The organism is Sphingomonas gilva (assembly GCF_003515075.1).
Taxonomy (GTDB): Bacteria; Pseudomonadota; Alphaproteobacteria; order Sphingomonadales; family Sphingomonadaceae; genus Sphingomonas; species Sphingomonas gilva.
In genome coordinates this window covers 203,110-221,929 of record NZ_QWLV01000001.1, presented here as the reverse complement: position 1 = coordinate 221,929, position 18,820 = coordinate 203,110, and the positions used below count along the sequence as shown (strand labels likewise).

Sequence of the window (18,820 nt, the reverse complement as noted above, 5' to 3'; positions counted from 1 at the left end):
CGCGCCTTATGCGGCCGCCGTCTCCTTAGCGCCAGCATCGCCTGCGGCGTCGATGAAGATGGTATAGAGCGCGAAGATCACGCCCGGCACGAAGGCGAGGACGGTGAGCACGGTGGCGATCCAGAACTGCGATCCGAGACCGCGTTCGAGGAACACGGCGAGCGGCGGCAGCAGGAAAGCCGCCACGATCGCCGCGATGCGCCGCCCGGTCACCTTCTGCCGGGTCATTGCGCGTTTTCGGGCTTGTCGACCGAGATCGTCGGCACCTCGATCGTCTTGTTCTCGGTGCCGACGTCGATATCGGCGACGTCGGCCTTGAACTCGGGCGCCTGCCCGCCTTCGACCTCGATCGAGGGCAGTTGGGCGGTCTGAGTCTGGTCGAGGCTGATGAAGCCCAATGAAACCGCGGCGATCAGGACAATGATCGCGATGGCGACGAGGACGAGCAGTGCGCGCATGGTGGGACCCCTATCTATGTTGCGTATCCATAACGATCGTCTGCCGCGCCGGGTTGCATTGGGGCGGGAATCGGTTGACGGACGGGCGCTCTGCCGCTAGTGGCGCGCTCTTTCCGAACGAACCCGAAATTCAGGACTGTATCATGTCGCGCATCTGCGAGCTGACCGGCAAGGGTCGCATGGTTGGCAACAATGTCAGCCACGCCAACAACAAGACCAAGCGGACCTTCCTGCCCAATCTGCAGAACGTCACGCTGATCTCCGACACGCTGGAGCGTTCGGTCAAGCTGCGCGTCTCGACCCACGGGCTGCGTTCGGTCGAGCATGTCGGCGGGCTCGACAACTGGCTGGCCAAGACCAGTGACGACAAGCTGTCGCTGCAGGCCCGCCGCCTGAAGCGCGAGATCGCCAAGAAGGCGACTGCGGCCTGATTGCGTTCGTCGACCCTGCGGAGGCAGGGGCCGCTGGGTCGTGGCACATCCGGCATAGCATTTGCCGACTGAGGCCCCTGCCTTCGCAGGGGTGACGGGCTATTCGTCGAACGCGAACTTCAGCAGCAGCGTTCTTTGCAGGAACAGCTGGTTGTCGTCGGACAGCAGCCAGACGATCGTCCGCCCCTGCTCCTCGCTGATCGCGAGCCCTTCGAAATTGTCGTGGATCAGCGGCCGGCGCAGCGTCGCGATCACCCGCCCGCGCACCACCGCGCCGGGGCGGATCGCGCCGCGTTCGACCAGCAGCAGCTTGTTCGCGAAGCCCCGCTCGGCGAGCGCGAAGCGGCGCAGCAGCACCAGCAATCGACCGTCGGGGAGCTCTGCCGCGTCGCTCGCCAGCCAGCCTTTGGGCGCGCGCAGGCGAAAGCCGTAGGAGCGCGCACCGGCGACCGGATCGCCCAGGAACACGCGCCCGCTCGATCCGCTGCCGTCCGCCGCGAAATGGCTTTCGCTCAGCACGACGAAGCTGCCATCGGCGCGGCGCGCGAGCGATTCGGGACCGCCGTTGAACGACCAGCCAGCCATTTCGGCGGGGCGGACCTGCCCTTCCGCGCGCGCGAAACCGGGGGCGTAGCGCCAGATCGCGTTCCAGCGTTCGAACGCGACCCAGATCCGTCCCGTCGCCGGATCGACCGCCAGGGCTTCCGCATCGCGGTCTCGCTTGTCCCACGAGCCGCCTGGGCCGCCGGGCAGATCGGCGAAATGCGCGTCCGACACGCGGCCCGCGCCGTCCATGCGGAAGCGCGCGACGCCGCCGCCGTCGCTGAGCATCACGAACCGGTCCCCCGCGACATGCAGCGCGGAGAAGCCGCCGAAGGCCGGATCGGGGCTGTCGAGCGAAACGCCGCCGAGATAGGTGAGCCTCCCCAGCCGGCGCCGGGCCGGATCGTCGGGGTCGAGCGCCACCCGTTCGGCCCGGATCGCGGCGGGCCCGGCATGCAGCAGATCGAGCCGCTCGGTGCGCGACCAGCCGGGCCCCAGCAGCATCAGGAACAGGAGCAGGAGGAGCACGCGCCGCATCGCGACGCTCCCTAGCCGCTCCAGGTCATTGCGTCACCGCAACATGAACGCGAGGCAACTGAACCATCGATAACCGCCGCATTCAGGACCGGCTCAAGCGAATCACTCCATAAGGCACATGTCGACGAAGCAAGTGGCGCCTCCGCCACGCGCCCGCCGACCGCAAGATTCGCGATGAGAAGGAGATTCGTGATGTTCAAGAAACTGTCCCTGATCGGCGCAGCGGTCACGATGGGCGCCGCTACCCTGGTCGTCCCGGCCGCCCCTGCCGAAGCGCAGGGCTATTATGGTCACCGCTACGAGCGTGGCTATGACCGCTACGATCGCTACGACCGCCGCTACAACCAGCGCCGTTACTACAACAACCGCCGCTACAACTATCGCTACAACCGGCGTTGCGACAGCGGCACCACCGGCACGATCGTAGGCGCGATCGCCGGCGGTCTGCTCGGCCACGAAGTCGTCGGCCGCCGCGGCGACAAGACCGCGGGCACCATCATCGGCGGCGCGGTGGGCGCGCTAGCGGGTCGCGAGATCGATCGCTCGGGCAACCCGCGCTACTGCCGCTAAGCCAGCCTATCTTCCCTCGGGTCGCGTATCGAGGGTGGCGGGGGCCGGGTCCGAAAGGGCCCGGCCCTTTGTCGTTTGGGTCAACCAGCCGAAATCCGACCGTCCGTCACGGCGAACCAGCTCGCCTCGCCCAGATCGGCGAAGGGCGCGCGCTCGGTTCCCGTCATCCACACCTGCCCGCGCCCCGCCAGCCGCTCGAACAGCGCCGCGCGGCGGGCGGGGTCGAGATGGGCCGCGACCTCGTCGAGCAGCAGCACCGGCGGACGTTCGAGGCGCTCGGCGATCAGATCGGCATGGGCGAGGACGATGGCGAGTAGGAGCGCCTTCTGCTCGCCGGTCGAGCACAGGCCCGCCGGCTGCGCCTTCGCCCGGTGGGCGACCTGCAGATCCTGCCGATGCGGGCCGGCGAGCGCGCGCCCGGCCGCAGCGTCGCGCGCTCGCCCCGCCGCCAGCTCGCGCGCCAGATCGCCGGCGGCCCAGCCTTCGATCAGCAGGTCGGCGCCCGGAAACTGCGCGTCGTCCGTGTCCGCCAGCCGCCCGGCGAGCGCCGCCACCGTCTCCCGCCGCGCGCGGCCGATCGCCGCGCCATGCTCGGCCATCTGCGCTTCGAGCGCGGCGAGCCAGGCCGGATCGGGCGGCGCATCGCCGGTCAGCAGCCGCGTCCGCGCGCGCATCGCCGCCTCGTAGCGGTTGGCGTGCGCCGCATGGCCGGGCGCGAAGGCCAGCGTCAGCCGATCGAGGAAGCGGCGACGCTCGCCCGCGCCCTCGATGAACAGCCGGTCCATCGCCGGGGTAAGCCACAGCACCGTGAGCCATTCGGCGAGCGCATTGGCCGAAGCGGCGGCGCCGTTGATCCGCACCACCCGCCGGTCGGGCGTATCGGGGCGCGTGCCGGTGGCGAGCTCCACATCGTCCATCCGCGCGGCGACGCCGAAGCCGCCGTCGCCGCCCTGCCGCGCCATCTGCGAAAGCGGCGCGCGGCGCAGGCCTCGCCCGGGCGCGAGCAGCGACACCGCCTCCAGCACATTGGTCTTGCCCGCGCCATTGTCGCCCGTCAGCACGACGAAGCCGGGGCCGGGCCGGAGCGCTGCCTCCGCATGGTTGCGAAAATCGGTGAGGATCAGCCGGTCGAGCATGCGCGACCCGGTTAGGCCGCGCACGCCGGATCGGCAATGCGCGTCAGATCGCCGTCACGCCCTTGCGCGCGAGTTCCGCCTGCGCCGCGTGGTAGAGCGTCGGCGGCAGGATGTTGAGCCGCAGTCTCGCCTCCTCCAGCGGCTCGGCCAGCAGCATCTCGTAATCCTCGGCCGACAGCCATTTCGCGGCCTTGCCGTGGCGATAGCCTTCGCGCACCGCCTTCAAGACCGCAGTTCCGCGCGTCATCCTGAGGCTCTTGAGCGCGCCCGCGACGCCGATCGCCGCCCAGCCGAGTCCCTTGGTCTGGGCATAGGAAAAGGCGACCAGGCACAGCTCGCCCAGATGCTCCTCGGCGGTGTAACCGGTCAGGATGTGCCAGATGTCGTGGATGTCGCGCTCGCGCTTGCCGAACCAGACATGCGGATGCTCGACATCCTGCCAGCCGGTATTGTCCTGATAACTGATGTCGGCGAGGCCCTTGGCGGAGAAGCCGGTACGGTCGAGAAAGGCGCGGTAATGCGCGCCGACCGAACCTTCGGGCAGCGAATCGAGCCAGGCGCGGTCGCTGAAACGGTCGGCCAGGTCGACCTGGCGGTAGGCGACGCGGCCGCCCTCGATCGTGCCGAGCAGCTTGCGGTAGTTCTTGTGGCTGGTGTCGGCGTTCAGCGCGCGCATGATGCGGAACACCTGCACGGTGTCGTCGCCGTTCGCCATCAGCCTGCGAAGCGCGGTGAGCGCGGTGCGCCAGTCGCGCTTCATCGGCAGGCCGGCGTTGATCTCGGCCGCGGGCTGGTGCGGCCGGGCAGCGCGCTGGGGAACATCGAGGGCTTGCGACGCCATATCTGCGAATCCTTACTGACAACGATGTTAGTAGCGTGGACGATCTCCGAAATCAAGAGGCCGATAGGTTGAATGGGTTAGCGCAACCTTTTCGCCGGCGCTGGAGTTGGACGGACGCCACACAAGGGGTTTCAACGATGATCCGCACCCATCTCCCGGTCGCCGCCTTCGCGATGCTCGCCGCCGCCTGCTCGCAGCAGGATCCCCGCGACGCCAACGCCGCCGCTGCGGTTGAGGCGGCCGAGCGTCAGGCCGACGGCATCGAGGACGCCGCCGAGGCCAAGGCCGATGCGCTGGAGAACCAGGCCGATGCGCTCGAAATGCAGGCGAAGAACGCCGGCGGCTATACCGGCGAGCGGCTACAGACCCGGGCCGACGCGCTCGATCGCGAGGCCGAGATCATCGAGGAACAGGGCGACGCCCGCGCCGATGCGATCGAGGATGCGGCGCGCGCCAACGCAGCGGCGGTGCGGGCGCGCTAGGCTGGTCGACATTTACCCGCCTCGCGGGATTTGGGTTCACGCGAAGGCGCGAAGACGGTTTCACGCAGAGACGCAAAGAGCGCGGAGATGTCGGAACTCTGCGCGAAGCGCATTCACTCGCCACATTGCGGCAAGCGGAACCCTGCGGAAGATGAGAGCTGCCCGCGCGCCAGAACCACATCTCTGCGCCTCCGCGCCTCCGCGTGAACCAATCTTCTTCTTTGCGCCTTGGCGCCTTCGCGTGAACCAGTCTTCCGAACGTCGATCCGTCCTAGGCTGGTCGCTAAACGGCGCGTCCCAATCGTCGGCCGTCCGGGCTCACACCCGCATCGGCATCAGCACGTAGAGCGCGGGCGATTTCTCGTTTTCGCGGATCAGCGTGGGGGCGGCGGCGTCGGCCAGGTGGACTTCCACGATATCGCCTTCGATCTGGCCGAGGATATCGAGCAGGTAGCGGCTGTTGAAGCCGATCTCGAACCCTTGCGCGGCGTACTCGCCGGGCACTTCCTCCGCGGCGGTGCCGTTTTCCGCGCTCGCCACCGACAATGTGATGCGGTCGCGGTCGAGCGCCATCTTGACCGCGCGGGTCTTTTCGCTGGCGATGGTCGAGACGCGGTCGACGCCTTCCATGAAGCTCTTGGGGTCGATCTTGAGCGTCTTGTCGTTGCCCGTCGGGATGACGCGCGAATAATCGGGGAAGGTGCCGTCGATCAGCTTGGAAGTGAGGATCGCCTGGCCGAGATCGAAGCGGATCTTGGTGCCTGAGAGCGAGATGCCGACCGAGCCGTCGATCTCGTCGAGCAGCTTGCGCAGCTCGCCGACGCATTTGCGCGGCACGATCACGTCGGGCATCCCTTCGGCGCCGTCGGGCCGGGGCACGGTGACGCGCGCCAGACGGTGCCCGTCGGTCGCCGCAGCCTTCAACACCGGCTGACCGCCCGCGCCGTCCTCTGCGACATGCAGGAAGATGCCGTTCAGATAATAGCGCGTCTCTTCGGTCGAGATGGCGAAGCGCGTCTTGTCGATCAGCTGTTTCAGCGTCTCGGCCGGCAGCTCGAAGCTGGTCGGCAGCTCGCCTTCGGCGATCACCGGGAAATCGTCGCGCGGGAGCGTCGGCAGTTTGGACGAATAGCGCCCGGCGGCGATCGCCAGCCGCCCTTCGGCGGCGGCGAGCTCGACCTGCGCGCCCTCGGGCAGCTTGCGGGCGATGTCGAACAGGGTATGCGCGGAAACGGTGATCGCGCCCGCCTGGTCGACCGCGGCGGCGACATGCTCGACGATCTGCAGATCGAGATCGGTCGCCATCAGCTTCAGCCCGCCTTCGGCCGCCGCCTCGATCAGCACGTTCGACAGGATGGGGATGGTGTTGCGCCGCTCGACCACCGACTGGACGTGGCTGAGCCCCTTGAGCAAGGTCGCGCGTTCGATCGTCGCCTTCATTGCGTAGTTCATCCCCCGGGGTGGCCCGCCTCACGCCCCGCTTCGTCTCTTTCGGCCCGCGGGCATGGGCCGAAGCCTTTCATTAACGAGAAAGCGCATCGGGGCAAGCGGACTCCGGCACGCTCCACCGCACGCAACGAAAACGGGGCGGATCCGATGGACCCGCCCCGCCTGAACTGGCGCCCGCCGATACGCTGGCGGGCGCGTTACGCCACCAAGCGCTCAGAAGCGGATGCCGACGCCCACCGCTACCTGATGACGGTCGGTGTCGATGCCGATGTCGTCCGTCTCGTCGCCGTCGGCGAACTCGAACTGCGCCTCGCTGTAGTTCGAATAGCGATATTCGATCTTGCCGTAGGTGTTGTTGCCGAAGCTGCGCTCGACACCCGCGCCGACGCGGTAGCCGTCCAGCTCGAAATCACTGTCGAGCTCGGTCTCGCCATCCGACGCCAGCACGTTGTACTTGGCGTTGGTGTAGCCGCCCTTGGCATAGACCAGCGTGTTCGGCGTCGCGAGGAAACCGGCGCGCAGGCCGACATAGATGTCGCGATCGGCGGCGACGCGGCCGAAGCCGAACGTATCCGGATCGGTGCTTTCGACATCGACCTTGCCGGTCGAATCGGTCAGCTCGGCCTCGGCGCCGATCACGGCGCTGCCGACATTCACGTCATAGCCGACATCGAAGCCGTAGAGCAGGCCTTCGACCGACTGGTCGTCGCCCTCGACGTCCGAATCCTCGGAGCTGCCCGGCTGGGAATTGTCGTAACCGACGACCGCGCCGATGCGCGGGCCGGTGAAGGGTGCGCGGCCATCCTGCGCCATGGCCGGCGCGGCGACGGTGCCAGCGACCAGCGCGGCGAGCAGATACTTACGCATAAGAGAACTCCACTTTGCAAACGGCCCTCTCCCTGGAGGGTCGCCGGCACAAATGGTCCTTCCCGCGGCAAGTTGCATGAACCCCAGATAAACAAGGTTTTCCGTTGCTTTTGCGCCACAGGGGGTTGAAACGCAGGCGATGGATTCCAAGCTCGCAATCGCGCCACAATCCCGCCGCAAAGGCCGCGATTTCATCGCCCGCCACGGCGAGACGGTGTTCAACCAAGCGAAGCGATTGCAGGGCGAGGCGGCGCACACGCCGCTGACCCGCGCGGGCTTCGCCCAGGCGGATGAAATGGGCGCGGCGCTCGCGAAGGCGCTGGGGCGGCGGCCCAGGCTCGCGCTCTGGGCCTCGCCGACCGGGCGCGCGCTGCAGACGATCGCCGTCATCGCCGAGCATCTGGGGCTCGACTGGCACGACGCGCGGACCGATGCCCGGCTGACCGAGATCGGCATGGGCAGCTGGGGCGGCCGATATTATGCCGAGGTGATCGGCGAGGTCGGGCCGGTGATCGACCCCGGCACCGGACTGCTCGCCGTCGCGCCTGACGGCGAGCGTTATCACGAGATCGCCGAACGGGTGGGCGGCTGGCTGGCCGACACGGCCGATCAGGACGGCGACCGGCTGGTCATCATGCACGGCATCTCCAGCCGGGTGATGCGCGGGCTGATGACCGGCCTGCCGCCGATCGCCGGCTATGACGCGCCCGCCGCGCCGCATCTGCCGCAGGGCAGCGTGGTGATGATCGAGCACGGGACCGAAACCGTCGTCCATCTCGGCCAGGGCGGCGCGCCGGCATGAGCGTGCTGCTGGCGCTCGCGATCCAGGCGGCGACCGCGCGCCAGTCGCTCGGCCTGTTCGAACGCTGGGGCGCCTTCAGCGATCCGCAGCGCTGCTTCGCCATCGCCCAGCCGGTGCGCGCGCGTGAGGGCGGCTTCGCCAGCATCGCGAGTTTTCCCGCACGCGGGCTGCGCAACCAGTTCCACGCCCGCCTCAGCCGCGCGCGCTCGCCCCGCGCGCAGGTGACGCTGTCGATCGGCGAGCGGCGTTTTCAGCTCGTCGCCGGCACGACCGACGCCTGGGCGCCCGACGCGCGCACCGACGCGGCGATCGTCGCCGCGATCCGATCGGCACGGAGCATGAGCGTGGAGAGCGTCGACGCAAAGGGCCGCGCCTATGCCGACACCTACGCCCTGCGCGGCGCCGCCACCGCGATCGACGCCGCCGCGGTGGCCTGCGCGAGGCGCTAGGGTCCAAACCCCATCAGGACAGGGATCGTGATCGCCCGGAGAGGCCCGCTGGCAAGGAGCGCAGCGCAGACGCGTAGCAGAAGCTACGCGCAAGCAAGCGACGTAGCCAGCGGGCTTCTCCGGGCGACCGCCTCCGGCGGCGGGCGGATTTTGGCGCAGGGCGTCGTCGCTCGTCGGTCACGATGCTTCGGCATCGCTCCCTCCTCGCTCCTAGCCCTGCGCCAAAATCCGCTCCGTCACGACCCTGTCCTGATGGGGTTTGGACCCTAGAAAAAGCCGCAATTCGCCCCTATGTGGCGCGTTCACATGAACGCCCAGCCTCCCATGCCGATTCCCGGCCATATCGATCCCGTGCCCGTCGCGCGCGCCGTCCAGCCGCGTGCCGACGGCCGCGTCGATCTGGTCGGGCTCGCCCGCCCCGAGATTCGCGCCGCGCTGGAGGCGGCGGGGCTCGACGCCAAGCAGGCCAAGCTCAGGTCGAAGCAGCTGTGGCACTGGATCTACAATCGCGGCGTAACCGAATTCACCGCGATGACCGACATCGCCAAGGCGATGCATCCTTGGCTGGCCGAGCATTTCGTCGTCGGGCGTCCGGAGGTGGTCGAGGCGCAGGTCTCGACCGACGGCACGCGCAAATGGCTGCTGCGCTCGGACGACGGCCAGGATTACGAGATGGTGTTCATCCCCGACGCCGACCGGGGCACTCTGTGCGTGTCGAGCCAGGTCGGCTGCACGCTCAACTGCCGCTTCTGCCACACCGGCACGATGCGGCTGGTGCGCAACCTGACCGCGTCGGAGATCGTCGGGCAGGTCATGCTGGCGCGCGATTCGCTCGGCGAATGGCCCAGTCAACCCGAGGGGCGGATGCTGACCAACATCGTCATGATGGGCATGGGCGAGCCGCTCTATAATTTCGACAGCGTGCGCGATGCGCTCTCGATCGTCATGGACGGCGACGGGCTCGGCCTGTCGAAGCGGCGCATCACGCTTTCGACCTCGGGCGTGGTGCCGATGATGGCGCGCGCGGGCGAGGAGATCGGCGTCAACCTCGCCGTCTCGCTCCACGCCGTGACCAAGGAGGTGCGCGACGAGATCGTGCCCTTAAACCGCAAATACGGCATCGAGGAGCTGCTCCAGGCCTGCGCCGACTATCCCGGCGCGAACAACGCCCGGCGCATCACCTTCGAATATGTCATGCTCAGGGACAAGAACGACAGCGACGCCGACGCGCGCGAGTTGGTGCGGCTACTCAAGGCGTACAAGCTGCCCGCCAAGGTCAATTTGATCCCGTTCAACCCCTGGCCGGGCGCGCCGTACGAATGCTCGACGCCCGAGCGGATCAGGGCGTTCAGCAACATCGTGTTCGAAGGCGGCATCTCCGCCCCCGTGCGCACGCCGCGCGGCCGCGACATCGACGCCGCCTGCGGTCAGCTCAAGACGGCGGCCGAGAAGAAGAGCCGCGCCGAGCTCGATCGGCAGGCCGAGGAAAAGTTGGCCGCGCTCAGCTAGCGGCTTTGGTGAAGACGAGCCACGTCCAGCGGACTCCCCTTGCCCGGCTTTCGGCATGCACCGAATCGGCCTCGGCCCGGCGCGTCAGGTGGAAACTGGCGGCGGATGCCAGATCGATCGCCTCCTCCGGCGGCGCGGGATAGGAGCCGCGCCCGGGCGCGCCCGGATCATGCCGCAGCGACAGGATCACCCTGCCGCCCGACGCGGTGATCCGGGCGAGGCTCCGCACGGCGCACGCGCGCGCGGCCGGATCGAGATGGTGCCAGACGGCGCACAGCAGCACCAGGTTGAACGGCCCATGCCGCTCCACCTCGACAAGCTCGGGGAGCCGGTCGTCGAGCCATTCGATCGCCCCGCCATGGAGCGCGACCCCGGCCTCGCGGAAGGCGCGGACGGGCTCGACCGCCAGCACATCGTGCCCCTGCCGGGCGAGCCATGCCGCGTCGCGCCCGGTGCCCGCGCCGATATCGGCGATCCGGGCGGGGCTGTCCGGGAAAAGATCGAGCACGGACGCGTAGATCTGCTCCGGGGGAAGGGCGTCGTAGCCCGCGATCATCTCCGGAGTTGCTGAAGCGGCATAGTCCGCCAGTACATCATCCATCCACGCTCTCCTCAGAGTAAGCCGAAGAAAGACTGGCAGCGCTGGGCCGAGTGGCTAAGGGGAATCGCGATGACGCGGTGTCCCTTTCCAACCACTCTCGTCGCCCCGGACTTGTTCCGTGTTCGAGCTTTGGCTTGTCCCCGGCAAGCCAAGAATCCATCCGGGGGATGGATTCTTGCTCGAACACCATCTCTCCACAAGTTCCGCCCGAGCTTGCGACACGATGGATGCCGGAACAAGTCCGGCATGACGGGAGTGAGAGGTGGTTGACTTGGCTGGTGTAGCCCTCGCCGCCGCGGCGGGCCTCGTCGGCGGCGCGATGAACGCGCTCGCTGGGGGCGGGACGTTCGCGACCTTGCCCGCGCTGATCGCGCTCGGCCTGCCGGCCAACATCGCCAACGCCACCTCCAACGTCGCGCTGCTGCCGGGGGCGGCGGCGAGCGCCTGGACCTTCCGTGACGAGCTGAGCCCGATCGGCCGCATCGCCATCCCCGTGCTCGCCGCGATCACCTTCGCCGGCGGGCTGGTCGGCAGCCTGCTCCTGGTGCTGACGCCGACCGACACCTTCGACGTCATCATCCCCTGGCTGACGCTCTACGCCTTCCTGCTGCTCCTCTTCGGCAAGCGCGCGGCGGACTGGCTGCACCGGCGGGTGACCATCGGCAAGCGCACGCTGATCGCCGCCCAGTCGCTGCTCGGCGTCTATGGCGGCTATTTCGGCGGCGGCGTCGGGCTGATGACCACCGCCACCTACGGCCTGCTCGCGCATGTCTCCCCGCGCGACATGTTCGCCGCACGCACGCTGATGCTGGCGGTCGCCAACCTCGCCGCCGCCATCGTCTTCATCGGCTTCGCGATGGTCGAGTGGCGCAGCTGCCTGCCGATGCTCGCCGGCGCGATCGTCGGCGGCTGGGTCGGCGCGCATTTCGGCAAGCGGCTGCCGCCCGGCCCGGTGCGCATCTGGACGCTGCTGGTGACGGGCGGCACGACCATCGTCTTCTTCCTGCGCGCGTACGGCTGAAACCTTTCGCCGCTTTACAGCGAAGCTTCCGCAGGGAACGATGCAGCCAAGGGAGAGCGCATGGACGAGACACCGGCACCCGCCGCCAAGCCCCGCCTGGTCTACCGCCACCGGCTGACCACGCGCATCTGGCACTGGGTCAACGTGCTCGCCGTCTTCGTCATGCTGATGTCCGGCCTGATGATCTTCAACGCGCATCCGCGGCTTTATTGGGGCGAATATGGCGCCAACGCCGATTATGCCTGGCTGCAGATCGGCGCGACGCGGACCGAGGGTTATCTGCGCGTCGGGTCGCTCGAAATCCCCACCACCGGCGTGCTCGGCCGCTGGAGCGACGGCGAAGGCAACATCGTCAACCGCGCCTTTCCCGGCTGGGCGACGATCCCGTCGGGCTATGATCTCGCCATGGCGCGGCGCTGGCACCTGACCTTCGCCTGGCTGCTCGCCTTCGGTCTGCTGCTCTACATGCTCGCCAGCCTGATCAACCGCCACTTCAAGCGCGATTTGACCATCCGCCGCGACGAGGTGCGCGCGCGCCATATCTGGGCGGACATCAAGGCGCACGCCCGGCTGCGCTTCCACCATCCCGACCGGCCGAACGCCTACAACACGCTGCAGAAGCTGAGCTATGTCGCGATCATCTTCGTCGTGCTGCCGGTGGTGATCCTGACCGGCCTCACCATGTCGCCCAACATGGACGCCGCCTGGCCCTGGCTGCTCGACCTGTTCGGCGGGCGGCAATCGGCGCGCTCGATCCATTTCATCTGCGCCGCGGCGCTCGTCGTGTTCATCGCCGTCCATGTGCTGCTGGTGGTGCTCGCCGGACCGGTCAACGAGATGCGTTCGATGATCACCGGCTGGTCGAAGCCGCCCAAGGAGCCGACGCCATGAGCCTGGTCACGCGCCGTGCGGCGCTTTCCACCCTCGCGCTCGGCGCCGGCGGTCTTGTCGCCGGCTGCGACCGGCTGAACGAGAGCCCCGCCTTCCGCAAGATCCTGTTCGCCGGCGAGGAGATGAACCTCGGCTTCCAGCGCGCGCTGACCGATCGCGACGCCTTGGCGCGCGAATATGCGCCCGAGGACCGCTCCCCCACCATGCGCCCCAACGGCACGCGCGACCCGGCGACCGCGCGCTACAATGCGCACCGTGCGGCGGGCTTCGCCACCTGGCGGATCGCGGTCGACGGGCTGGTTCACCGGCCGATGAGCTTCAGCATCCCGCACCTGCGCAGCCTGCCAGCGCGCGCGCAGATCACCCGCCACGATTGCGTCGAGGGCTGGAGCGCGATCGCCAAATGGACCGGAACGCCGCTCAGGCACCTGCTCGACGTGACGGGCCTCAAGGACGGCGCGCGCTTCATCGTCTTCCAGTGCGCCGATTATTTCGGGTCCAACCGCTATTACGAGACGATCGACCTGATCGACGCCTTCCACCCGCAGACGATTCTCGCCTGGGGATTGAACGACCGGCCGCTGCCGGTCGAAAACGGCGCCCCCGTCCGCCTCCGTGTCGAACGGCATCTGGGCTACAAGCACGCCAAATATGTCGAGCGTATCCAAGTGATCGACGATCTTGCGCGCGTCGGCCTGGGCCGCGGCGGTTTCTGGGAGGATCACCACGATTACGACTGGTACGCCGGAATATAGTCGTCGGGCCTGATCGATTAAGCCTCCCGTCACCCCGGACTTGTTCCGGGGTCCATGTCTCCCCAAGTGCCTCAAGCCGTTGTTTTCGCGGCACGATGGACCCCGGAACAAGTCCGGGGTGACGGAAGCGGGAGACGTGCCCTAAGTTTGACGTAATCGAGCGCGAGGAGGGCGCGCGATGGCGTTGATCGATCTGTTCCTGTCACGCTTCGTCAAGCGCGGCGAGCTCACCATTGTCCATGCCGACGGCACCCGCCGGGCCTTCGGCGCACCCGATCCTGACATCCGCCCCGTCACCGTCCGCTTCGCCGACAAGGGCGCGGCGAGCTTCGTCGCCCGCCATCCCGATCTGGGCGCGGGCGAGGCGTTCATGGACGGGCGGATGGTGGTGGAAGAGGGCGACATCCTCGACCTACTGACGCTGATCAAGGAGAATGACCGGTGGGAGGCGGGCCGCGTCAACCTGCGGCCCAGCCTGCCGCGCCGCGCGCTGGGCGCGGTCACCCAGCGGATCAACCGCGTCAACATGGCCAAGCGATCGCGCAGGAACGTCGCGCATCACTACGACCTGTCGCGCCGCCTGTACGACCTCTTCCTCGACGCCGATCGGCAATATAGCTGCGCCTATTTCACCGATCCGGCGGGCTCGCTCGAACAGGCGCAGGCCGACAAGAAGGCGCATATCGCCGCCAAGCTGGCGCTCCGCCCGGAACATCATGTGCTCGATATCGGCTGCGGCTGGGGCGGGATGGCGCTCTACCTCAACGAGAAATTCGGCTGCCGGGTGACCGGCATCACGCTGTCGAGGGAACAGCTCGCCCTCGCGCGCGAACGCGCCGAGGCGGCGGGCGTGGCGGACAAGGTGAAGTTCGAGCTGATCGACTATCGCCACATGACCGGGCGATTCGACCGGATCGTCTCGGTCGGCATGTTCGAGCATGTCGGCCCGACGCACTACCCCGCCTTCTTCGCCAAATGCCGTGAGCTGCTGACCGAGCACGGCGTGATGCTGCTCCACACCATCGGCCGCGTCGGCGGCCCCGGCGTGACCGACGCCTGGACCGCCAAGTACATCTTCCCCGGCGGCTACAACCCGGCGTTGAGCGAGATCATCCGCGCCTATGAGAACAAGGGGCTGATGATCGCCGATATCGAGGTATTGAGGCTGCACTACGCCCATACGCTCAAGGCCTGGTACGATCGCACCGTCGCCGCAAAGACGGAGATCGTCGCGCTCTACGACGAGCGCTTCTTCCGCATGTGGACCTTCTACCTGGCCGGCGCGCTGACCGCGTTCAGCCATGGGAGCCTGGTCAACTACCAGTTCCAGTTCACCCGCGACCGGCACGAACTGCCGATCACGCGCGATTACATGCTGGAGGGTGAGCGGATGCTGAGGGCATCGGAATAACCGTCGCCCTGCGCAGGCAGGGGCCGCTGAGTTTGTGGCACATCCGACGTAACGTTTGCCGCCAGAGGCCCCTGCCTACGCAGGGGCGACGGAGTTACTTCGCCGCCAGCTCCCGCATCAGCCGCTGGTTGGGATAGACCACCTCCAGCGCCTCCTGCACCGCGGCGGTCGAGACCACCACCGTGCGGTTGAGCACCGGATCATAGCCGAAATTGCCGCCGAGCATGTGGATGTTGCCGTCGAACGCCGCGCCGATCACCGATCCGTCGCGCGCGATCACTGGCGATCCGGAATTGCCGCCGATGATGTCGTTGGTGGTGACGAAGTTGTAGACCGTCGCCATGTCGATCTTGCCCTTTGCGGCCGCGAACTCGGACGGCAGGTCGTACGGCACCGCGCCGGTCGCGCGTTCGTACAGCCCGGCGAACTTCGTCGTCGGCGGCACCGGCGTGCCGCGCTCGTCCCAGCCCTTGACCGATCCGTAGCTGATGCGGAGCGTGAAGGTCGCGTCGGGATAGAGCGTATCGCCATAGACGCCGAAGCGCGCATCGGCGAGCTTGGCATTGGCCACCGCGGTCGGCCCGGTCACCTCCGCTTCCCATTTCCGGCGCACCGCGCGCGCATCGGCATCGGCCTTCAGGACGAACTGGATCAGCGGGTCCTTCGACGCCTTGACCGCCGCCATGCCGCCTTCGAACAGCGCCTTGCGCACCGCCGGATCGGCGAGCCTGGTCCCTTCGACCAGCCGCTCGGCCAGCCCCTCGGGCGATTCCTTGCCGAGCAGGCGCTGCACCGCCGGCGTGTCGGTCTTCAGATATTCGCGCGTCTTCGAAAGCCAGAAGGCGAGGTTCAACTCCTCCAGCCACGGATAGATCGGCTGCGCGTCGGTCAGCGACTTCTCCAGCAGCGGCAGCGCCGAATCGGTATAGCCCGGCAGCCGCTCGCCATTGGGCTTCTCGCGTTCGGCGGCGGCGCGGACGATGGTCTGCGCATAGTCGTACAGCTCGGAGAAGCCGCCGCCCAGGCTTTCGAGGAAGAGATAGTCGAGATAGAGTTGGCGGCGCTTCTCGTCGATCTCCTCGATCGCGCCCCACGGATCGCCCACCTTGGCCTTCAGCGCCGCGTCCGCCGCCACCTTGGCGCGCAGCTCGGCCTCCTGCTCGGCGAGATTCGCGGCGAAGGCCGGGTTGCGCAGCGCGCCCCAATAGCCGGTCTGCGCCTTGTAGCTGTTCTCGATTCCCGCCAGCAGGTCCGCGCCGGTGCGCGCTCGTTCGGGATCACCCTCCATCGCCGCGATCAGCCGCCCGCGCAGCTCGGCGAACAGCGGGATGACGATCGGATATTGCACGTCGCGGGCGAAGGCGCGCTGCGTCTCGGTCAGCAGCCGCTGGGTGGAGCCGGGGTTGCCGACGGTGAAGGTCACCTCGCCCGCCTCGGGCGCGCGGGGGTTCCAGGTCAGGTGCGCTGGCGTCGAGACCGGCTTGCCGTTCTCGTACGCGCGCAGGAACGCGGCATCCATCGCGTAGCGCGGAAAGTTGAAATTGTCCGGGTCGCCGCCAAAGAACGCCGCCTGCTCGCTTGGTGCCCAGGCCAGGCGGACATCGCTGTACTTGCGATATTTGTAGAGCTTGTACTGGCCGCCGCCGAACAGGCTGACGACCTGGCAGCGCGTCGTCGCGGTGTCGGTGCAGCCCTCCTTCTCCAGCCGGGCGATCACCGCGTCGCGCGCCTTGACCAGCGCCTCGCCGGTGCTGGCGCCGATCGCCTGCTTGACCGTCGGCGTCACGTCGCTGATCGACGTCACCACCTCGGCCTGCTGGCCGGGGCAGGTCCGCTCCTCCTCGCGCGTGGCCGGATTATAGCCCGCCTTGATATAGTCCTGCTCGGCGGTCGACAGCGCCTGGACGCAGCTGCGCACGCAATGGTGGTTGGTCAGGATCAGCCCGGCGTCGCTGACGAACGAGGCCGAGCAGCCGCCGGTCAGCCGCACCGCCGCCGCCTGCACCCGGTCGAGCCACGCCTTGTCGGGCGCCCAGCCGTAGATCTTGCGCATCTGCTCGGTGGGGAAGGCGTCCATCGTCCACATGCCCTCCTCGGCGTGCGCGGCGGAGGATATGGCGAGCGAGGCGGCGGCGAGCAGAAGCGCTGACTTCACGGACTGGTCTCCCATGTTACGATGTCGGTGTGGTTTGGCGTGCTGCGTGGGTCATGGCAAGGCACAGCGCCGCTCCCTTGCCCTCCCCCCTTCCCTGGACAGGGAGGGGCTGAGGGTGGGTGGATGCCACGGGCGCCGGCGCTCGCGGAGAGAACCCACCCCCCGCCCCCTCCCTCTCAGGGAGGGGAGTCAGGTTGGATAGCGCTCCGCCGTGTCGGCCAGCGAGGCGACGATCAGCTCCTCGAGCACGGCCATGTCCACGTCGGCCAGCTTCTTGATGTAGAGGCAGGATTTGCCGGTGGTGTATTTGCCGAGCTTGGCCATCAGCGCCTCGTAGCGCGGAAAATCGGAGACGATGTAGAGCACCAGCTGGGCCTTGCGCGGCGAGAAGCCGATCCGCGGCATGTCGCCCTCGCGCCCGCTTTCGTACCGGTAATGGCATGTGCCGAAGCCGATGATCGACGGTCCCCACAGCACCGGCGGCTCGCCCGACAGCCGCTCCATCAGCGCGCAGACGGTCTTCGCGTCCTCGCGCCGCTGGGCGGGTTCGACTGCCTCGATGAAGGCCGCGACGCTCGCGTTCGTCGGCTTCGTCTTGTTCTCCGCCACTCGCCCCTCCTTGCGCCCCCGCGCCCGAGCGCATAACCCGCGCGCGACTCATCATCCCTGCTATCTCGAAGGATCGACCCGATGGCCGAACAGATCAACCGCGTGGTGCTCGCCTATTCGGGCGGGCTGGACACCAGCGTGATCCTCAAATGGCTGCAGCAGACCTATAAGTGCGAGGTCGTCACCTTCACCGCCGATCTCGGCCAGGGCGAGGAGCTGGAGCCCGCGCGCCGCAAGGCCGAGATGGCCGGGGTCAGGCCCGAGCACATCTTCATCGACGATCTGAAGGAGGAGTTCGTCAAGGACTTCGTCTTCCCGATGATGCGCGCCAATGCGCTCTACGAGGGTCTCTATCTGCTCGGCACCTCGATCGCGCGGCCGCTGATCGCCAAGCGCCAGATCGAGATCGCGAAGATGGTGGGCGCAGACGCGGTCAGCCACGGCGCGACCGGCAAGGGCAACGACCAGGTCCGCTTTGAGCTCGGCTATTATGCGCTCAACCCCGACATCAAGGTCATCGCCCCGTGGCGCGAATGGGACCTGACCAGCCGGACGAGGCTGATCGAGTTCGCCGAGGCGCACCAGATCCCCGTCGCCAAGGACAAGCGCGGCGAGGCGCCCTTCTCGACCGACGCCAACCTTCTCCACACCTCGTCCGAGGGCAAGGTGCTGGAGGATCCGTGGGACGAGGTCCCCGACTATGTCTATTCGCGCACGGTCAATCCCGAGGACGCGCCCGATGCGCCCGAGACGATCACCATCGATTTCGAGCGCGGCGACGGCGTCGCGCTGAACGGCGAAGCGATGTCGCCCGCGACCTTGCTCGCGGCGCTCAACGAATTGGGCCGCAGGCACGGCATCGGCCGGCTCGACCTGGTCGAGAACCGCTTCGTCGGGATGAAGAGCCGCGGCATGTACGAGACGCCCGGCGGCACCATCTACCACCTCGCGCACCGCGGCATCGAGCAGATCACGCTCGATCGCGGCGCGGCGCACCTGAAGGACGAGCTTGCGCCGCGCTATGCCGAGCTGATCTACAACGGCTTCTGGTTCGCGCCCGAGCGCGATATGCTGCAGGCGGCGATCGACTACAGCCAGGAAAAGGTCACCGGCACCGTCCGGCTGAAGCTCTACAAGGGCAGCGTGATCGTGACGGGCCGCAAATCGCCGCACAGCCTCTATTCGGAAAAGGTCGTCACCTTCGAGGACGATCAGGGCGCCTATGATCAGCGCGATGCGGCGGGCTTCATCAAATTGAACGCGCTCCGCCTGCGGTTGCTCGGCCGGCGCGGGTAGCGTTTTC

At 67.9% G+C, this 18,820-nt stretch carries 21 protein-coding genes; 11 read left to right on the top strand and 10 right to left on the bottom strand.

The genetic code is table 11. The features are described 5' to 3' along the window. Window positions 1-6 precede the first annotated feature (6 nt). Complete coding sequence (locus D1610_RS01115; protein ID WP_118862296.1) at window positions 7-228, bottom strand: YqaE/Pmp3 family membrane protein; 222 nt, start codon at window positions 226-228, stop codon at window positions 7-9. Continuing rightward, window positions 225-458 carry a hypothetical protein gene (locus D1610_RS01110; RefSeq protein WP_118862295.1) on the bottom strand — a complete coding sequence of 78 codons (234 nt, stop codon included), beginning with the start codon at window positions 456-458 and terminating at the stop codon, window positions 225-227. Before D1610_RS01110 ends, D1610_RS01115 begins: the two co-directional genes overlap by 4 nt. 143 nt (window positions 459-601) lie before the next feature. Between D1610_RS01110 and rpmB the strand changes: the two genes are divergently transcribed. Beyond that, window positions 602-889, top strand: coding sequence for a 50S ribosomal protein L28 (gene rpmB / locus D1610_RS01105; protein ID WP_118862294.1), 288 nt, complete (start codon window positions 602-604; stop codon window positions 887-889). 99 nt (window positions 890-988) lie between these two features. Here the strand turns inward: rpmB and D1610_RS01100 are convergent, their stop codons facing one another. Beyond that, entirely contained in the window at window positions 989-1,969 is a 981-nt protein-coding gene (locus D1610_RS01100) for an esterase-like activity of phytase family protein (RefSeq protein WP_118862293.1), read from the bottom strand. 192 nt (window positions 1,970-2,161) lie between these two features. On the opposite strand from D1610_RS01100, the gene D1610_RS01095 reads away from it, so the two are divergent. Continuing rightward, window positions 2,162-2,539, top strand: a complete 378-nt coding sequence (locus D1610_RS01095) for a glycine zipper 2TM domain-containing protein (RefSeq protein WP_118862292.1) — start codon at window positions 2,162-2,164, stop codon at window positions 2,537-2,539. Window positions 2,540-2,619: 80 nt separating this feature from the next. Here the strand turns inward: D1610_RS01095 and recF are convergent, their stop codons facing one another. Both recF and D1610_RS01085 read right to left on the bottom strand, forming a co-directional pair. After that, the gene (gene recF / locus D1610_RS01090; protein ID WP_118862291.1) at window positions 2,620-3,675 is read right to left on the bottom strand and encodes a DNA replication/repair protein RecF; all 1,056 of its coding nucleotides are present in this window, start codon (window positions 3,673-3,675) and stop codon (window positions 2,620-2,622) included. A 43-nt stretch (window positions 3,676-3,718) separates the two neighbouring features. Further along, complete coding sequence (locus tag D1610_RS01085) at window positions 3,719-4,516, bottom strand: Coq4 family protein (RefSeq protein WP_118862290.1); 798 nt, start codon at window positions 4,514-4,516, stop codon at window positions 3,719-3,721. 137 nt (window positions 4,517-4,653) lie between these two features. Here D1610_RS01085 and D1610_RS01080 point away from each other — a divergent pair, with 137 nt between their 5' ends. After that, window positions 4,654-4,998, top strand: coding sequence for a hypothetical protein (locus tag D1610_RS01080; protein ID WP_118862289.1), 345 nt, complete (start codon window positions 4,654-4,656; stop codon window positions 4,996-4,998). Window positions 4,999-5,316: 318 nt separating this feature from the next. Here D1610_RS01080 and dnaN read toward each other — a convergent pair whose 3' ends face one another. Together dnaN and D1610_RS01070 are read right to left on the bottom strand one after the other, a co-directional pair. After that, a complete protein-coding gene (dnaN, locus tag D1610_RS01075) occupies window positions 5,317-6,438 on the bottom strand; it encodes a DNA polymerase III subunit beta (protein ID WP_118862288.1) in 1,122 nt (373 codons plus the stop codon). A 222-nt stretch (window positions 6,439-6,660) separates the two neighbouring features. Next, entirely contained in the window at window positions 6,661-7,314 is a 654-nt protein-coding gene (locus tag D1610_RS01070) for an outer membrane protein (protein WP_118862287.1), read from the bottom strand. A gap of 139 nt (window positions 7,315-7,453) precedes the next feature. Between D1610_RS01070 and D1610_RS01065 the strand changes: the two genes are divergently transcribed. The 3 genes from D1610_RS01065 to rlmN all read left to right on the top strand — a co-directional run bounded on the left by D1610_RS01065 (window position 7,454) and on the right by rlmN (window position 10,074). Beyond that, window positions 7,454-8,116: a histidine phosphatase family protein gene (locus D1610_RS01065; RefSeq protein WP_118862286.1), complete on the top strand. Its 663-nt coding sequence runs from the start codon at window positions 7,454-7,456 to the stop codon at window positions 8,114-8,116. Further along, complete coding sequence (locus D1610_RS01060; protein WP_118862285.1) at window positions 8,113-8,565, top strand: hypothetical protein; 453 nt, start codon at window positions 8,113-8,115, stop codon at window positions 8,563-8,565. Before D1610_RS01065 ends, D1610_RS01060 begins: the two co-directional genes overlap by 4 nt. A 306-nt stretch (window positions 8,566-8,871) precedes the next feature. Further along, window positions 8,872-10,074 (top strand): dual-specificity RNA methyltransferase RlmN, encoded by a 1,203-nt coding sequence (rlmN, locus tag D1610_RS01055; RefSeq protein WP_245941904.1) that lies wholly within the window; start codon window positions 8,872-8,874, stop codon window positions 10,072-10,074. Here rlmN and D1610_RS01050 read toward each other — a convergent pair. After that, window positions 10,067-10,675 carry a class I SAM-dependent methyltransferase gene (locus D1610_RS01050; protein ID WP_118862284.1) on the bottom strand — a complete coding sequence of 203 codons (609 nt, stop codon included), beginning with the start codon at window positions 10,673-10,675 and terminating at the stop codon, window positions 10,067-10,069. The two genes, rlmN and D1610_RS01050, sit on opposite strands and share 8 nt — an antisense overlap. Before the next feature lie 262 nt (window positions 10,676-10,937). On the opposite strand from D1610_RS01050, the gene D1610_RS01045 reads away from it, so the two are divergent. The 4 genes from D1610_RS01045 to D1610_RS01030 all read left to right on the top strand — a co-directional run bounded on the left by D1610_RS01045 (window position 10,938) and on the right by D1610_RS01030 (window position 14,753). Continuing rightward, window positions 10,938-11,696: a sulfite exporter TauE/SafE family protein gene (locus D1610_RS01045; RefSeq protein WP_118862283.1), complete on the top strand. Its 759-nt coding sequence runs from the start codon at window positions 10,938-10,940 to the stop codon at window positions 11,694-11,696. A 60-nt stretch (window positions 11,697-11,756) separates the two neighbouring features. Beyond that, the gene (locus D1610_RS01040; RefSeq protein ID WP_118862282.1) at window positions 11,757-12,587 is read left to right on the top strand and encodes a cytochrome b/b6 domain-containing protein; all 831 of its coding nucleotides are present in this window, start codon (window positions 11,757-11,759) and stop codon (window positions 12,585-12,587) included. Continuing rightward, window positions 12,584-13,342, top strand: a complete 759-nt coding sequence (locus D1610_RS01035; protein WP_118862281.1) for a molybdopterin-dependent oxidoreductase — start codon at window positions 12,584-12,586, stop codon at window positions 13,340-13,342. Before D1610_RS01040 ends, D1610_RS01035 begins: the two co-directional genes overlap by 4 nt. 178 nt (window positions 13,343-13,520) lie before the next feature. Beyond that, window positions 13,521-14,753, top strand: a complete 1,233-nt coding sequence (locus D1610_RS01030) for an SAM-dependent methyltransferase (protein WP_118862280.1) — start codon at window positions 13,521-13,523, stop codon at window positions 14,751-14,753. A 94-nt stretch (window positions 14,754-14,847) separates the two neighbouring features. On the opposite strand, the gene D1610_RS01025 is transcribed toward D1610_RS01030, so the two are convergent. Together D1610_RS01025 and D1610_RS01020 are read right to left on the bottom strand one after the other, a co-directional pair. Beyond that, a complete protein-coding gene (locus D1610_RS01025) occupies window positions 14,848-16,908 on the bottom strand; it encodes a S46 family peptidase (protein ID WP_245941903.1) in 2,061 nt (686 codons plus the stop codon). 189 nt (window positions 16,909-17,097) lie between these two features. After that, window positions 17,098-17,517 (bottom strand): DUF1801 domain-containing protein, encoded by a 420-nt coding sequence (locus D1610_RS01020; RefSeq protein WP_118862278.1) that lies wholly within the window; start codon window positions 17,515-17,517, stop codon window positions 17,098-17,100. Window positions 17,518-17,598: 81 nt separating this feature from the next. Here D1610_RS01020 and D1610_RS01015 point away from each other — a divergent pair, with 81 nt between their 5' ends. Continuing rightward, window positions 17,599-18,813 (top strand): argininosuccinate synthase, encoded by a 1,215-nt coding sequence (locus D1610_RS01015; protein WP_118862277.1) that lies wholly within the window; start codon window positions 17,599-17,601, stop codon window positions 18,811-18,813. Window positions 18,814-18,820: the final 7 nt, after the last annotated feature.

Bases quoted from the DNA above. Each gene is read 5' to 3' on its own strand.
- D1610_RS01080 (WP_118862289.1), top strand. From the start codon at position 4,654: ATGATCCGCACCCATCTCCCGGTCGCCGCCTTCGCGATGCTCGCCGCC.
- rpmB (WP_118862294.1), top strand. From the start codon at position 602: ATGTCGCGCATCTGCGAGCTGACCGGCAAGGGTCGCATGGTTGGCAAC.
- D1610_RS01035 (WP_118862281.1), top strand. From the start codon at position 12,584: ATGAGCCTGGTCACGCGCCGTGCGGCGCTTTCCACCCTCGCGCTCGGC.
- D1610_RS01040 (WP_118862282.1), top strand. From the start codon at position 11,757: ATGGACGAGACACCGGCACCCGCCGCCAAGCCCCGCCTGGTCTACCGC.
- D1610_RS01030 (WP_118862280.1), top strand. From the start codon at position 13,521: ATGGCGTTGATCGATCTGTTCCTGTCACGCTTCGTCAAGCGCGGCGAG.
- D1610_RS01100 (WP_118862293.1), bottom strand. From the start codon at position 1,969: ATGCGGCGCGTGCTCCTCCTGCTCCTGTTCCTGATGCTGCTGGGGCCC.
- D1610_RS01050 (WP_118862284.1), bottom strand. From the start codon at position 10,675: ATGGATGATGTACTGGCGGACTATGCCGCTTCAGCAACTCCGGAGATG.
- dnaN (WP_118862288.1), bottom strand. From the start codon at position 6,438: ATGAAGGCGACGATCGAACGCGCGACCTTGCTCAAGGGGCTCAGCCAC.
- rlmN (WP_245941904.1), top strand. From the start codon at position 8,872: ATGAACGCCCAGCCTCCCATGCCGATTCCCGGCCATATCGATCCCGTG.
- D1610_RS01115 (WP_118862296.1), bottom strand. From the start codon at position 228: ATGACCCGGCAGAAGGTGACCGGGCGGCGCATCGCGGCGATCGTGGCG.
- D1610_RS01060 (WP_118862285.1), top strand. From the start codon at position 8,113: ATGAGCGTGCTGCTGGCGCTCGCGATCCAGGCGGCGACCGCGCGCCAG.
- recF (WP_118862291.1), bottom strand. From the start codon at position 3,675: ATGCTCGACCGGCTGATCCTCACCGATTTTCGCAACCATGCGGAGGCA.
- D1610_RS01110 (WP_118862295.1), bottom strand. From the start codon at position 458: ATGCGCGCACTGCTCGTCCTCGTCGCCATCGCGATCATTGTCCTGATC.
- D1610_RS01095 (WP_118862292.1), top strand. From the start codon at position 2,162: ATGTTCAAGAAACTGTCCCTGATCGGCGCAGCGGTCACGATGGGCGCC.
- D1610_RS01015 (WP_118862277.1), top strand. From the start codon at position 17,599: ATGGCCGAACAGATCAACCGCGTGGTGCTCGCCTATTCGGGCGGGCTG.
- D1610_RS01085 (WP_118862290.1), bottom strand. From the start codon at position 4,516: ATGGCGTCGCAAGCCCTCGATGTTCCCCAGCGCGCTGCCCGGCCGCAC.
- D1610_RS01070 (WP_118862287.1), bottom strand. From the start codon at position 7,314: ATGCGTAAGTATCTGCTCGCCGCGCTGGTCGCTGGCACCGTCGCCGCG.
- D1610_RS01065 (WP_118862286.1), top strand. From the start codon at position 7,454: ATGGATTCCAAGCTCGCAATCGCGCCACAATCCCGCCGCAAAGGCCGC.